Here is a 13,060-nt window from a genome sequence, read left to right as displayed (position 1 = left end):
CTGCCTCAGGCCCCGATGACCTGCTGGAACTTCTGTTCGTACGAGCGTTCCTGCTCCTCGGTCAGCGCCATGAAGACCTTGGCCTGGCCGAGCAACGCCTCGTCGGGGAAGATCAGCGGGTTGGCGGCCAGCTCCGGGTCGATGGCGGCCATTGCCTCCTGGGCACCGGAGACCGGGCAGATGAAGTTGACGTACGCCGCGACCTCGGCGGCGACCGCCGGGTCGTAGTAGTGGTCCATCAGCTTCTCGGCGTTGGTCTTGTGGCTGGCCTGGTTCGGCACCTGCATGTTGTCGGAGAACAGGATCAGCCCGGACTCGGGTGCCTGGAAGACGATGTTGGGGTCCTCGGCGGAGAGTTGGATGACGTCGCCGGACCAGCCGATGCAGGCGGCCACGTCGCCCCGGGCCAGGTCGGCGGCGTAGTCGTTGCCGGTGAACCGGCGGATCTGCCCGTCGGCGACCGCCTGGCGCAGCTTCTCCAGGGCGTCGTCGAACTGGGCGTCGGTGAAGTCGGACGGGTCGTGGCCGCCGGCCTGCAGCAGCAGCCCCATGGTGTCGCGCATCTCGGTCAACGCGGTCACCCGGCCCTTCAGGTCGGCGCGGGTGAGCAGCTCGTCGATGGTGCGGACCTCGCCGGTGACGGTGCCGTTGTAGGCGATCCCGGTCAGCCCGGACTGCCACGGTACGGCGTACGAGTCGTCCGGGTCGAAGGGCCGGGCCTTCAGCGACGGCAGCAGATTGGCAGTGACGTTCGGCAGGTTCGCCTTGTCCAGTTGCTGCACCCAGCCGAGTCGGATCATCCGGGCGGCCAGCCAGTCGGTGAGCACCATGATGTCGCGGCCGGTGGGCTGGCACGCCGACAGCTGGTTCTGCACCTTGCCGAAGAACTCGTTGTTGTCGTTGATGTCCTCGGTGTAAGTGACCTCGATCCCGCTGGCCTGCTGGAACGCCTCCAGGCTCGGCCGGCGGCTCTCGTCGTCGGCGTCGACGTCGATGTACTGCGGCCAGTTGGAGAAGGCGATCGTCTGCTCGCTGTCGGAGACGTCCTCGCTGACGCAGCTTTCCTCGGTCTGCTGGGCGGCGGGGGTGCCGCAGGCGGCGAGGGCGCTGCCGCCGAGCAGCGTTCCGCCGGCGACGGCGGCACCACGGACCAGGCTGCGGCGGCTCACCGAGCGGCCGGCGCCGAGGGCGGCGAGCAGGGCGGCGGCCGGAGCGGACGGCGGCGGGCGGAGGCGGCTACGCATGGACGGCTCCTGAAGGGGTGAGGGTCGGCGGAGCCGACCCGGAAGCAAGGCGGCGTAGTGTGTGACCAATTAGACGCCGATCCTGACATGCAGATGCCCGCATCACAAGGGATTCCGTTGCGGAGCTCGCCATTGGCGACGAAATGCGCCAGACTCAGACTCTTAACGCCAGCCGCCTCGGCGGCGTACCACCTGCAGGGAATAATGCACCGACTTCGGCAGAGAGGGAACCCCGGGATGGGCACACGGCAGTCCGGCGGCGGCGGCGGCCCGGGCCACGTACTCCTCGACGACGTGGCCAAACAGATCATCGAACAGCTACAGGAGGACGGCCGACGGCCGTACGCCACGATCGGCAAGGCGGTCGGGCTGTCCGAGGCGGCGGTCCGTCAGCGGGTGCAGCGGCTGCTCGACGCCGGGGTGATGCAGATCGTCGCGGTCACCGATCCGCTGCAGCTCGGCTTCCCCCGGCAGGCGATGATCGGCCTGCGGACCTCCGGGGACCTGGAGGCGGTCGCCGACCGGCTGGCCGAGCTGGAGGAGGTCGATTACGTGGTGATCACCGCCGGTTCGTTCGACCTGCTCACCGAGGTGGTCTGCCGCAACGACGACCACCTGTTGGAGATCCTGCAACGGCTGCGTGCTGTCGAAGGCGTCGTCTCGACCGAGGCGTTCGTCTATCTCAAGCTGCGCAAACAGACCTACACCTGGGGTACGGCCTGAGTCGGGTCCGTTCGGGTTGATTGCCCCGCCTACCCTGACGGCACACGTCGAACAGATCGGGGCGGGCAGATGCGTCGTCGTCGGGTACGGATGATCGCAGGCGTCTCCGTCGTGCTGCTGGCGACCGTGGCCGGCTGCACCACGGTCAGCACCGAGTCGGACCAGGTGGCGTTGCACTACGACGCCGGGGCCTTCTCCAGCACCACCTACCAGGAGTGCGTCACCCAGAACAACCGTACCTGGGACGGGCCGGGCGAGCGGTACTACGTCTACCCGGCCGGCCAGCGCACCTTCGACTTCACTGGCAACGAGGGCTCCGAGTCGACGCCGTTCGTGGTGGTGTCGAAGGACAACCAGGAGCTGAGCGTCTCTGGTGGACTTACTTTCCACCTGGACACTTCGTGTGCCGACGAGGGCGGGATGCTGCGGGAGTTCCACGAGGAGATCGGGCTGAAGTTCCAGCCGGTGATGGACGGCGACGGCCGGACCACCAATCACTGGCTGGACCTGCTGCGGTTCTACATCGGCCAGCCGCTGCACAAGGCGATGACGACCGAGGCGCAGAAGTACGACTGGCTGGCGCTGTACAACGACCCGGCCACCCGGGCCGCCTTCGAGACCGCGATCAACGAGGACCTGGGCGCGGCGGTGCAGGCCACCACCGGCGGCCGGGCCTACTTCCTGCAGTTCAACCTGACCCTGCAGAAGCCGACGCCGCGTCAGGAACTGGTCGACGGCCTCGCGGCGGTGCAGGTGGCGATCACCGAACGGCGGGCGATCATCGAGCAGAACGCCACCGTCGAGGAGAAGCTCAAGCAGATCCGCCAGCTCGTCGAGGTGCTCGGCCCGGACGCGTACGTCCTCTACGAGGTGTTCCAGCGCTGCCTGACCGACGAGACCGCCAAGGGCTGCCCGACGTTCGTGCCGGTCCCGGCCGGCGGCAGCGTCGACCTCAACGCGCCACGACCGACCACCGACTGACCGCCTCAGCTGAGCCGGGCACCGGCCCCGACGTCAGCTTCAGCCCCGACCGCGGCCTTCGGGCGGCGGCAAGTGTCCGGTCGAGCGGTATTCCTGGGAGGAATGATTATTCCTCACAGGAATACCGGTCTACGGCGGTACCTGCTCGGGGAGTTGGCTCGCGGGCGCACCGTGCCGCGATCTGCTGACCGCGAAATGTCATCGAGCGGCACCGCTTGGGCGACTCAGCCCGTGATGCGGATTTCGTCGTTACAGCTAGCCAGGATTGCTCAAATCGTGGCCGAACGCCGATGTTGATCTCGTGAACCTTGCAGTGTGCGCCGGATCTGTGCGATAACCGTAGCCAGGACGGCGTCTGCGCAGGCGCCGGTGCTGCCGACGCGATGGGGCCACGACATGGGCAACCCGACCGACCACCTCTGGATGCACTTCACCCGGATGTCGAGCTACCGGGACGCCCCGGTGCCGACCATCGTGCGCGGCGAGGGCGCGTACGTCTGGGACAGCTCCGGCCGCCGCTACCTGGACGGGCTGGCCGGGCTCTTCGTGGTCAACGCCGGTCACGGGCGCACCGAACTGGCCGAGGCCGCCGCGAAGCAGGCCAGCGAGCTGGCGTACTTCCCGATCTGGTCGTACGCGCACCCGACGGCGGTCGAGCTGGCCGGGAAGATCGCCGCGCTCGCCCCCGGCGACCTCAACCGGGTCTTCTTCACCACCGGTGGTTCGGAGGCGGTCGAGTCGGCCTGGAAGCTGGCCCGCGCCTACTTCAAGTTGACCGGCAGACCGATGAAGCACAAGGTGGTCAGCCGGCACATCGCGTACCACGGCACCACGATGGGGGCGCTGTCGATCACCGGGCTGCCCGGCATCAAGGCCGACTTCGAGCCGCTGGTCCCGGGCGGGATCAAGGCCCCGAACACCAACTTCTACCGCGCGCCGGAGCACGGCGACGACCCGGTGGCGTTCGGCCGGTGGGCGGCCGAGGAGATCGGCCGGGCCATCGAACGCGAAGGCCCGGACACGGTGGCCGCCGTCTTCCTGGAGCCGGTGCAGAACGCCGGCGGCTGTTTCCCGCCGCCGCCGGGTTACTTCGAGCGGGTACGCGAGATCTGTGACGCCTACGACGTACTGCTCGTCTCCGACGAGGTGATCTGCTCGTGGGGGCGGCTGGGTGCGTACTTCGGTGCCGAGCGGTACGGCTACCAGCCGGACATCATCACCACCGCGAAGGGGATCACCTCCGGCTACTCGCCGCTGGGGGCGATGATCGCCTCGGACCGGCTGATCGAGCCGTTCCTCGACGGCACCGCGTCGTTCGCCCACGGGATCACCTTCGGCGGCCACCCGGTCTCCTGCGCGGTGGCGCTGGCGAACCTGGAGATCTTCGCGCGGGAGGACCTGATCGGGCACGTACGGGCGAACGAAAGCGCTTTCCGGGCCACCCTGGAGAAGCTGTACGACCTCCCGATCGTCGGTGACGTCCGGGGCGACGGGTACTTCTACGGCATCGAACTGGTGAAGGACCGCTCCACCCGGGAGTCGTTCGACGACGCCGAGTCGGAGCGGCTGCTGCGCGGGTTCCTCTCCGGGGCGCTGTTCGCCGCCGGGCTCTACTGCCGCGCGGACGACCGGGGCGACCCGGTGATCCAGCTCGCCCCGCCGCTGATCGCCGACCAGACCCAGTTCGACGAGATCGAGCAGATCCTGCGTGCGGTGCTGACCGAGGCCTGGCAGCGCCTCTGACCCAGCCAACCACCCCCCAAGATCGCGACGATCTTGCACTTATCGTTGGACAAAGTGGACATATCTTCTCGATAACTGCAAGATCGTCGGGAAAGAGGGGAGGGTGGCGGGTGGACGTGTCGTACTGGATGTCCACGGTGGAGAAGGACGAGCTCACGCCGAGGCCGGCGCTGGACGGTGACCGGATCGCCGACGTCGTGATCATCGGGGCCGGCTACACCGGCCTGTGGACCGCCTATTACCTGGCCCTGGCCGACCCGACGCTGCAGATCGTGGTGCTGGAGAAGGAGATCGCCGGGTACGGTGCCTCGGGGCGCAACGGTGGCTGGTGCTCGGCGCTGCTGCCGACGTCGCTGACCGAGCTGGCCCGCCGCCACGGCAGAGACGGGGCGGTGGCCATGCAGCAGGCCATGTACGCCACCGTCGGCGAGGTGCGCCGGGTCGTCGCCGCCGAGGGCATCGACTGCCACTGGCGCCAGGGCGGCACCGTCACACTCGCCCGTACCCCGGCCCAGCTACGCCGGGCCGAGGCAGCGGTCGCCGAGGCCCACGTTTACGGCGGATCCGACGCCGACCTGACCCTGCTAAGCGCCGACGCCGCCACCGCCCGGTGTGCCGCCGACGGGGTGCTTGGGGGCACCTACACCCCGCACTGCGCCGCGATCCACCCGGCCCGGCTCGTGCGTGGCCTCGCCGCAGCCGTGCAGCGGTACGGCGTGACACTCCACGAACGGACCCCGGTGACGGCGTACGGCCCCGGGATGGCCGCAACGCCGACCGGGACGGTCCGCGCACCGGTGGTGGTCCGGGCCACCGAGGGCTACACCCCGGCGCTGCCCGGCCTGCGGCGCGCGATCACCCCGGTCTACTCGTTGATGATCGCCACCGAGCCGCTGCCCGACGAGACGTGGGACCGCATCGGGCTGGCCGAACGGGAGACGTTCAGCGACTTCCGGCACCTGATCATCTACGGCCAGCGCACCGCTGACGGGCGGCTGGCGTTCGGCGGGCGCGGCGCGCCGTACCATTTCCGGTCCCGGGTCCGCCCGGAGTTCGACCGCGACCCACGGGTGTTCCGCGCGCTGCGGCGGACCCTGGGTGAGCTGTTCCCGGCGCTCGGCGAGGACGTCGCGCTCACCCACGCCTGGGGTGGGCCGTTGGGCGTCGCCCGGGACTGGGCGGCGTCGGTGGGGCTGGCCCGGTCGACCGGGCTGGCCTGGGCCGGCGGCTACGTCGGCGACGGCGTGGGGCTGGCCAACCTGGCCGGCCGTACGCTGGCCGACCTGATCCTGGACGCCGACAGTGAGCTGACCGCGCTGCCCTGGGTGGGGCACCGCTCGCCGCGTTGGGAGCCGGAGCCGCTGCGCTGGCTCGGGGTCAACGCCAGCGTACGGCTGATGGGCAGCGCCGACGCGGCGGAGGCACGGTCGGGACGGCCGTCGCGGCGGGCGGCGCTGCTGAACCGGCTGATCGGCAACTGAGCTGACCAGCAGCTGAGCGCCGCCGGCGCGAGTGCGCGGGTCAGGGCCGTGGTGGGATCACCCGTAGGTGGCCGCGGCGCCCGGTCGGGGAGTTGATGTCCAGATCGACGACGTCCGGCTCACCCGGCCGAGGTGGCGGGGCGGGGCGGGCCGCTTCGCGGACCGCTTCGGCGAGGGCCACCAGGTCGTCGGTGGTCGGCGGCGGCGGGTCGAACTCCCCTTCGTGGCGCACCACCTGCCAGCCCCGGGGCGCGGTCAGGCTCCGGGCGTGCTGCTCACACAGGTCGTACGTGTGGGGTTCGGCGAACGCGGCCAGTGGCCCGACGACAGCTGTCGACTCGTTGTAGACGTAGGTCAACGTGGCGACGGCCTGACGGGGACAGCCGTTCCGGGAGCAGCGCCGCTGTGACCTCACGGCCGCACGGTATCTCTATTACCGGCTTGCCGACCAGCGTGCCGCCGCGACACGCCGAGACTCCTGATCCCCCACGCCCGAACGGCCCGGATCCGGACTACGCTGAGCTGGTGACCGGAGGATTTCTGTGACCGTCCCCGCGCCGGAAAGCGCCCAGGTGCCCCGCCGCGCCCGGCGGGACCGCCGGGACCGGCACGGGCGCGGTCTGCGCGGCCGGCTGGTGCCGGCGACGGTCCCGCTCGCCCGGACGAAGGCCGAGGTCTTCGACGAGTTGGTGCTGGACACCGTCGAGACGCTGGAGCGCCGGTTCGCCAAGGAGCTCGTCGGGGTCGAGTTCGCCGTCGAGGACGTACCGCCGGATCTGAACGTCTACGACTCCGACGTGCTGGAGGACGGCGAGGTGCCGCTGGCCCGGCTGCTGCCGGGGCGGCCGGGCCGCCAGGAGATGCCGCCCCGGATCGTGCTCTACCGGCGGCCGTTGGAGTTCCGGGCGATGGACCGGGAGGACCTCGCCGACCTGGTGCACGACGTGATCATCGAGCAGGTGGCGAACCTGCTGGGCGTGGATCCGGACGAGCTGGCCTGACCGGGCTGCCTACCCGACGCTGAGCAGCCGTCGGTAGAGGCGGCGAGCGGCCGTCGGCCGTGGCGGTGCGCGGCCGGTCAGCCCCGGAAAAGCCGGTCAGCCCCGGAAAGGCCGGTCAGCCCCGGAAAGGCCGGTCGGCCCCGGAAAGGCCGTCGGCCCGGCCGGGATGTCCCGGGCCGGGCCGACGGCGCGGTACGTCAGGCGACGCGCCGCTTGAGCTTGCGACGTTCCCGTTCGGACAGTCCACCCCAGATGCCGAACCGCTCGTCGTGGCCGAGTGCGTACTCCAGGCACTCGGACTTCACCTCACACCGCGAGCAGATCCGCTTCGCCTCACGAGTGGATCCGCCCTTCTCCGGAAAGAACGCCTCGGGGTCGGTCTGCGAGCACAGCGCCCGTTCCTGCCACTCCGGGGCGTTCCCGAGCAGGTCCGCAACCTCCAGCCGACCATCCATACGCGTGCCTCCTTTCGCGCGCCGGCCGATCCCGGCCGGCGCAACCCCCCACGCGGAAGGCGTGTCCAACTTGCCCGTTCGATCCGGTTTTAGTACGTCCCGTCCGAGCGACCCCAGGGAAATTACACGCGTGTAATGCGTGCGTCGTCAAGACGAACCTGGTAAATAAGGCTCCCTCTCGCGGACCGGGCCGACTGACCTCCCACCGTCAACAGGCCCGCAACCTGCCCTATCGATTCAGACCCCCACCAAGTAACGCGACATCGGCGCGTCGCCCCCGCCACCTGCGTGAATCCACCCTCCGCAACCCCGCGACCGAGCCCGGCGCACCCCTGCCGCACCCCCTGCGGCGCCCCTTCAGCGCCTCTGGCGCGCACACGCCACCGAGCCGGCACCGCCAACGCGGTACCGGCTCGGTGGCGCGGCCTGATCGACCGCCTACCTCACGTGCCCTGCTGCCCTCCCCAGGGGTCTGTCACACCCGGAAGTCGATCTCGTCACACGGCGCGCGGGATCAACCTCCCGGCGGTCGGATGCTGCGGCCAGACGAACTCGGTCACCGCGCCACCGGTGATCGTCACCTGACCGGCCGGCACGTCCTCGGAGCGCCAGACGGTGTACGAACCAGCCCGCAGGTCGGTGTAGACCGCACTGAAGAACACCCCGTCGTGCACCTGCCGCTCACGCACCGCGGCATGGGTACGCAGCGTCGGCTCCGCCGCATCCGGATCGGCGACCGGGCTGATCTCGATCTCCCGGCCGTGGAACTCCTGTCCGGTGTAGATGATGAGAGCTCCCATGTCGCCACCGATGTCGAGGACGACACTGCCGGTCTCCGACGGGGCCAGACTGTGCTCGTGCATTGCGTCCACCTCCTGGTCTTGCCTGCTGGCTCGAACGTCCGCGCGTGGTCAGGACGGGTTGTTGAAGCCGTCGTACGGCACGCCGAGATACGGGAACTTCTTCAGGAACGGGGCGGTCACGTCGGCGGCGCTCAACCCGTGGGTCACCGCCCCCGCCGCGTCGTCCGGGGTGAAGTTCTTGTCGATCAGCGGGAACGTCAACCCGGCGATCGCCCGCAGCGCGATCGTCACCACGTCGTCGGTGGTCCGCCGCCCGTTCGGGAAGCCGGCCAGGTCACCGCCGAGCAGACCGAATCGGCTGGGCCGCTTGGCCGGCGGGATCGCGGTGTTCAGCCGCAGCATGTCGGCCTGGACGTCGCCGGTGTTGTTCTGGAAACCGTCGATCAGGCCCGCCGGGATACCGGTCAGCAGGATCGCCACCAGGTCCGCCCGGGGCTTGCCCGACTCGTTCAGCTCCGCCAGCCGGGGGAAGACATCCGGGTAGAGCACCGGCAGCAGCTGCGCCAGTTCGGGCTTCTCGACCAGGCCAGCGAACCGCTTGTCCTCCGACGGTGGCAGCGTGTTCCACAGGTCCTTCTGCGCCATCGGCACGATGACCTCGTTGAACAGCGGGTTGCCCAACCGGGACACCTGCACCACCGGGCCGACGTTGAGGTCCGCCGCCTTGGCCTCACCGAGCATCCGGATCTGCTGCCGGCCCGCCGAGGTCCACACCCCGATCACCGAACGCGGGTCCTTGACGTCGTACCGTCCGCCACCACTGACCAGGTGCGTGATCGGAATCTGCATCGCGATGCTGGAGACGTTGACCCGGTCGGTCGCATTGACCGGCTCGTCCGCCGCGTTGAAGATGTCCTTTCCGACCACGTGCAACTGCTGGAACGGACGCAGATTGCCCAGGTCGAAAATCGCACCGAGGTCGACGAAGAAACCTTCCGCGCGCTGCCCGGCGAAGATCCGCTCACCGGTCTTCAACTCGAACGTCGCGTCGTTGGCCAGACCCACGTAGTCCGGGGTGGACAGCGGGCCGATGTTGCACGGCGGGCACGGTACCTTCTTGGCCAGCACCTGCGCCCGGCCGTGCGCGTCCACCTTGGTCACGCTGTAGAACTGCCGCCGGTTCCAGTTCTCACTGTCCAGCGCGTCGATCGGACCGGTGTTGTAGAGGAACGTGTTCTCGTTGGTGATCTCGGTGACGAACCGGAACTGGTAGGTGATGTCCGGGTGCCCGTCACCGTTGTTGTCGATGTGGATCTCGTACAGCACGTCGTCGCCGAACTCGAAGAAGTTCGGTCCGCCCGACGGCACCTGGAACGGCAGATAGTTGGCGATCAGCGTGACGGTGTCCGGCCGGTCCGGACTGACGAACGCGTACACGTCGGTGCTGTCGGCAACCGGGTCTTTTGATATCTCCGGTGCCTCGCGGTGCGAAGACATGGCGAACCTACCTCACATAGCCTGAGTGAATCGGGGAATCGACGCGGGACGCGCCAGGTGGAGAAAAGCTCGGGCGTACGCCGAGGAGGGCCGTCAGCCCTTTGCGGCGCGCTGCAGCGAAGCGGCGAGCCCTTTGTCACGTACCTCGATCCGTGAGGTGCCGACGAAGACGTCCATCGTGCCGCTGGACGGATCCCGCAGGTGCACGACGATCGCCTGGTCGCCGGCGGACCCGGCGAGCCGGCTGTCCACAGCTGCGGACAGGCCGGTGACGCTGACCGCCGCCGCGCCCACACCCGCGCTTGCCGCCACGGTCAGCACCTGACGGCGGGAGATCTTGAACTTCGGTCGGTTCCGCTGGCCAGTTCTCATGGACAACCTTTCCGGTGGGTCAGGGGGTAACCCACTGTCGCGACGGGACCTTCGCCAGCGGCAGGTCCATCGGTTGCCCCGCAGCCGCCGGCAACTATCCATACGCGCGACGACGCCGGGCGGTTCGACGGTGTGCGAAACAGCTTCGTCGGACTGTCGGCTCCACCCGCCGGCGGCCGCTGGCCGGCGGCCGCACCGGCCCTGCGGTCACCGCTGGTACGCGGTGCTGCGCTGCACCGCCGGACGCCCGGCGGCGGCCGCGATCGCCTGCAGCTGCGCCACCGTACGGGCCGACCCGTTCGCCGAACCCGCCATCCGGGAGATCGTCTCCTCCATCAGAGTGCCGCCCAGGTCGTTGCAGCCACCGCGCAGCATCGCGACCGTGCCCTCGTCGCCCAGCTTCACCCAGGAACACTGGATGTTGTCGATCCGACCGTGCAGCAGCAGCCGGGCCATCGCGTGCACCACCCGGTTCTCCCGCCAGGTCGGGCCGGGCCGGGCCAGACCGGCCAGGTAGATCGGCGCGTTGGTGTGCACGAACGGCAACGCCACGAACTCGGTGAACCCGCCGGTGCGGTCCTGCACCCCGGCCAGGACCCGGAAATGCGCCAGCCACTGCGCCGGATGGTCCACGTGTCCGTACATCATGGTCGAGCTGGACCGCAGTCCCACCTCGTGGGCCGTGGTCACCACCTCGACCCAGGTGGCGGCCGGAAGTTTGCCCTTGGTCAGCACCCAGCGCACGTCGTCGTCGAGGATCTCTGCGGCGGTGCCGGGAATGGTGTCGAGGCCGGCCGCACGCAACCCCACCAGCCAGTCGCGCACCGGTACGCCGGCCTTGGCCGCCGCGGTGACGATCTCCATCGGCGAGAAGGCGTGCACGTGCAGCTGCGGCACCCGCTGCTTCACCGCGCGGACCAGATCGACGTACGCGGTCACCGGCAGCGCCGGATCGATACCGCCCTGCATGCAGACCTCGGTCGCCCCGGCCTGCCAGGCCTCCTCGGCCCGGTCCGCCACCTGCTGCGCGGAGAGCCGGTAGGCGTCGGCGTCGCGCTCCCGCTGGGCGAACGCGCAGAACCGGCAGCCGACGTAACAGACGTTCGAGAAGTTGATGTTGCGGTTGACGACGTAGGTGACGTCGTCGCCGACGGTGTCGCGCCGCACGTCGTCGGCGATCCGGCAGAGCTGCTCCAGCGCCGCCCCGTCGGCGGCGAACAGAGCCAGCGCCGCGTCGGTGTGCCGGGGCAGCAGCAGCGCCGCCGGATCGTCGGCGGCCAGCCGCAACCCGGCCCGCAGGTCGGCGTCGGCGTCCGCGCCGCTCGCGGCCCCGGCACCCGTGGGTACGCTGATCCGCCCGGCCACCTCGGCCCAGTCGCCGTACACCTGGTCGAAGTCGCCCCGCCGGTCGTCGGTGCGCCCGGTGGTGTCGATGGTGGCGTGCAGGTCGGTCCGGCCGGTCGAGGTGAACACCTCCTCCGGCTCCTGCCAGGGGCGACCGACCGGCACCGCCGACCCGTCCGCCAGGCCGGTGTCCGCCTCGGCGAGCGCCGCGACGTGCCCGGACAGCCGCGGATCGAGCCAGGCCCCGCCGCGCCGCACGAACTCGGGGTAGATCGTCAACCGCTCCCGCAGCGTGAAGCCGGCGTCGGCGGTACGCCGGGCCAGCTCCTCGATCTGCGGCCACGGCCGCTCCGGGTTGACGTGGTCGGGGGTCACCGGGGACACCCCGCCCCAGTCGTCGATGCCGGCCCGCAGCAGCAACGCGTACTCCCCGGCGACCAGGTTCGGTGGTGCCTGCAACCGGGCCGACGGGCCGAGCAGGATCCGGCCGACGGCGACCGTCGCGGCCAGGTCCCGCAGCTCGGCGTCCGGCATGCCACGCATCGCCGTGTCCGGCTTGGCCCGGAAGTTCTGCAGGATCACCTCCTGGATGTGGCCGTACTCGCGGGCCGCCGACCGGATCGCGAACAGCGACTCGACCCGCTCCCGGCGCGTCTCGCCGATCCCGATCAGCAGTCCCGTCGTGTACGGCACCCCCACCCGGCCGGCGTCGGCGATCGCCCGCAACCGCACCGCCGGTTCCTTGTCCGGCGAGCCGAAGTGCGGGCCACCGGGCTCGGACCACAGCCGGGTCGCGGTGGTCTCCAGCATCATCCCCATGCTCGGCGCGACCGGCTTGAGCCGTTGCAGCTCCGCCCAGCTCAGCACGCCCGGGTTGAGATGCGGCAGCAGGCCGGTCTCCTCCAGCACGGCGATCGCGCAGGCCCGCAGGTAGTCGACGGTCGAGTCGTAGCCGCGCTCGTCGAGCCACTGCCGGGCCGCCGGCCACCGCTCCTCCGGACGGTCACCGAGGGTGAACAGCGCCTCCTTGCAGCCCTGGGCGGCACCGGCGCGGGCGATCGCGAGGACCTCGTCACGGTCCAGGTAGGCGGCCGGCAGCCGGCCGGGAACGGTGGCGAAGGTGCAGTAGTGGCACCGGTCCCGGCACAGCCGGGTCAACGGGATGAAAACCTTCCGGGAGTACGTGATCACCCCTGGCCGGCCCGCGTCGCGCAGCCCGGCGTCACGGACCGCCCCGGCGATGGTGAGCAGCTCGTCCAGCTCCGCTCCGGTGGCGCAGAGCAACGCGGTCGCCTCGTCGACGTCGAGGCTTCGGCCGGCGGCGGCCCGGCGCAGCGCCCGACGCACACTCGCCGGTGTCGGGTGCTGCGCCGCACCGTCAGCGGCGGCAACGGGGTCTGGGTGCGCGGTCACCCG

General features: G+C 70.3%; 12 protein-coding genes. 5 read left to right on the top strand and 7 right to left on the bottom strand.

The features are described from left to right. Nucleotides 1-5 precede the first annotated feature (5 nt). Complete coding sequence (locus tag ACN28F_RS20490; protein ID WP_421359230.1) at nt 6-1,244, bottom strand: ABC transporter substrate-binding protein; 1,239 nt, start codon at nt 1,242-1,244, stop codon at nt 6-8. A 237-nt stretch (nt 1,245-1,481) separates the two neighbouring features. Here ACN28F_RS20490 and ACN28F_RS20485 point away from each other — a divergent pair, with 237 nt between their 5' ends. The 4 genes from ACN28F_RS20485 (at nt 1,482) to ACN28F_RS20470 (ending at nt 6,172) form a co-directional block, all read left to right on the top strand. Next, entirely contained in the window at nt 1,482-1,967 is a 486-nt protein-coding gene (locus tag ACN28F_RS20485) for an Lrp/AsnC family transcriptional regulator (RefSeq protein WP_421359228.1), read from the top strand. Nucleotides 1,968-2,036: 69 nt separating this feature from the next. Further along, a complete protein-coding gene (locus ACN28F_RS20480) occupies nt 2,037-2,948 on the top strand; it encodes an SPFH domain-containing protein (protein ID WP_421359226.1) in 912 nt (303 codons plus the stop codon). A 396-nt stretch (nt 2,949-3,344) separates the two neighbouring features. After that, nucleotides 3,345-4,691 carry an aspartate aminotransferase family protein gene (locus tag ACN28F_RS20475; RefSeq protein ID WP_421359224.1) on the top strand — a complete coding sequence of 449 codons (1,347 nt, stop codon included), beginning with the start codon at nt 3,345-3,347 and terminating at the stop codon, nt 4,689-4,691. 128 nt (nt 4,692-4,819) lie between these two features. Next, the gene (locus tag ACN28F_RS20470) at nt 4,820-6,172 is read left to right on the top strand and encodes an NAD(P)/FAD-dependent oxidoreductase (protein ID WP_289210836.1); all 1,353 of its coding nucleotides are present in this window, start codon (nt 4,820-4,822) and stop codon (nt 6,170-6,172) included. A 40-nt stretch (nt 6,173-6,212) separates the two neighbouring features. On the opposite strand, the gene ACN28F_RS20465 is transcribed toward ACN28F_RS20470, so the two are convergent. Further along, a complete protein-coding gene (locus tag ACN28F_RS20465; RefSeq protein ID WP_282223849.1) occupies nt 6,213-6,587 on the bottom strand; it encodes a DUF3499 domain-containing protein in 375 nt (124 codons plus the stop codon). A 220-nt stretch (nt 6,588-6,807) separates the two neighbouring features. On the opposite strand from ACN28F_RS20465, the gene ACN28F_RS20460 reads away from it, so the two are divergent. After that, the gene (locus ACN28F_RS20460; protein WP_282229429.1) at nt 6,808-7,173 is read left to right on the top strand and encodes a metallopeptidase family protein; all 366 of its coding nucleotides are present in this window, start codon (nt 6,808-6,810) and stop codon (nt 7,171-7,173) included. A gap of 197 nt (nt 7,174-7,370) precedes the next feature. Here ACN28F_RS20460 and ACN28F_RS20455 read toward each other — a convergent pair whose 3' ends face one another. From ACN28F_RS20455 to ACN28F_RS20435, 5 genes are all read right to left on the bottom strand, one after another. Next, the gene (locus tag ACN28F_RS20455; protein ID WP_123605977.1) at nt 7,371-7,628 is read right to left on the bottom strand and encodes a WhiB family transcriptional regulator; all 258 of its coding nucleotides are present in this window, start codon (nt 7,626-7,628) and stop codon (nt 7,371-7,373) included. 497 nt (nt 7,629-8,125) lie between these two features. After that, nucleotides 8,126-8,491, bottom strand: a complete 366-nt coding sequence (locus tag ACN28F_RS20450) for a phospholipase (RefSeq protein ID WP_289209493.1) — start codon at nt 8,489-8,491, stop codon at nt 8,126-8,128. 48 nt (nt 8,492-8,539) lie between these two features. Beyond that, a complete protein-coding gene (locus ACN28F_RS20445; RefSeq protein ID WP_289209492.1) occupies nt 8,540-9,928 on the bottom strand; it encodes a DUF4331 domain-containing protein in 1,389 nt (462 codons plus the stop codon). Between the two features lie 93 nt (nt 9,929-10,021). Next, nucleotides 10,022-10,300 (bottom strand): hypothetical protein, encoded by a 279-nt coding sequence (locus ACN28F_RS20440; RefSeq protein WP_289209491.1) that lies wholly within the window; start codon nt 10,298-10,300, stop codon nt 10,022-10,024. A gap of 207 nt (nt 10,301-10,507) precedes the next feature. Continuing rightward, the gene (locus tag ACN28F_RS20435; RefSeq protein WP_289209490.1) at nt 10,508-13,057 is read right to left on the bottom strand and encodes a bifunctional FO biosynthesis protein CofGH; all 2,550 of its coding nucleotides are present in this window, start codon (nt 13,055-13,057) and stop codon (nt 10,508-10,510) included. Nucleotides 13,058-13,060: the final 3 nt, after the last annotated feature.

The sequence above is a fragment of the Solwaraspora sp. WMMA2101 genome (genome assembly GCF_049179175.1).
Lineage (GTDB): Bacteria > Actinomycetota > Actinomycetes > Mycobacteriales > Micromonosporaceae > Micromonospora_E.
Note: the sequence above shows the minus strand (reverse complement) of the source record. Positions and strands in the feature narration are given on the sequence as shown.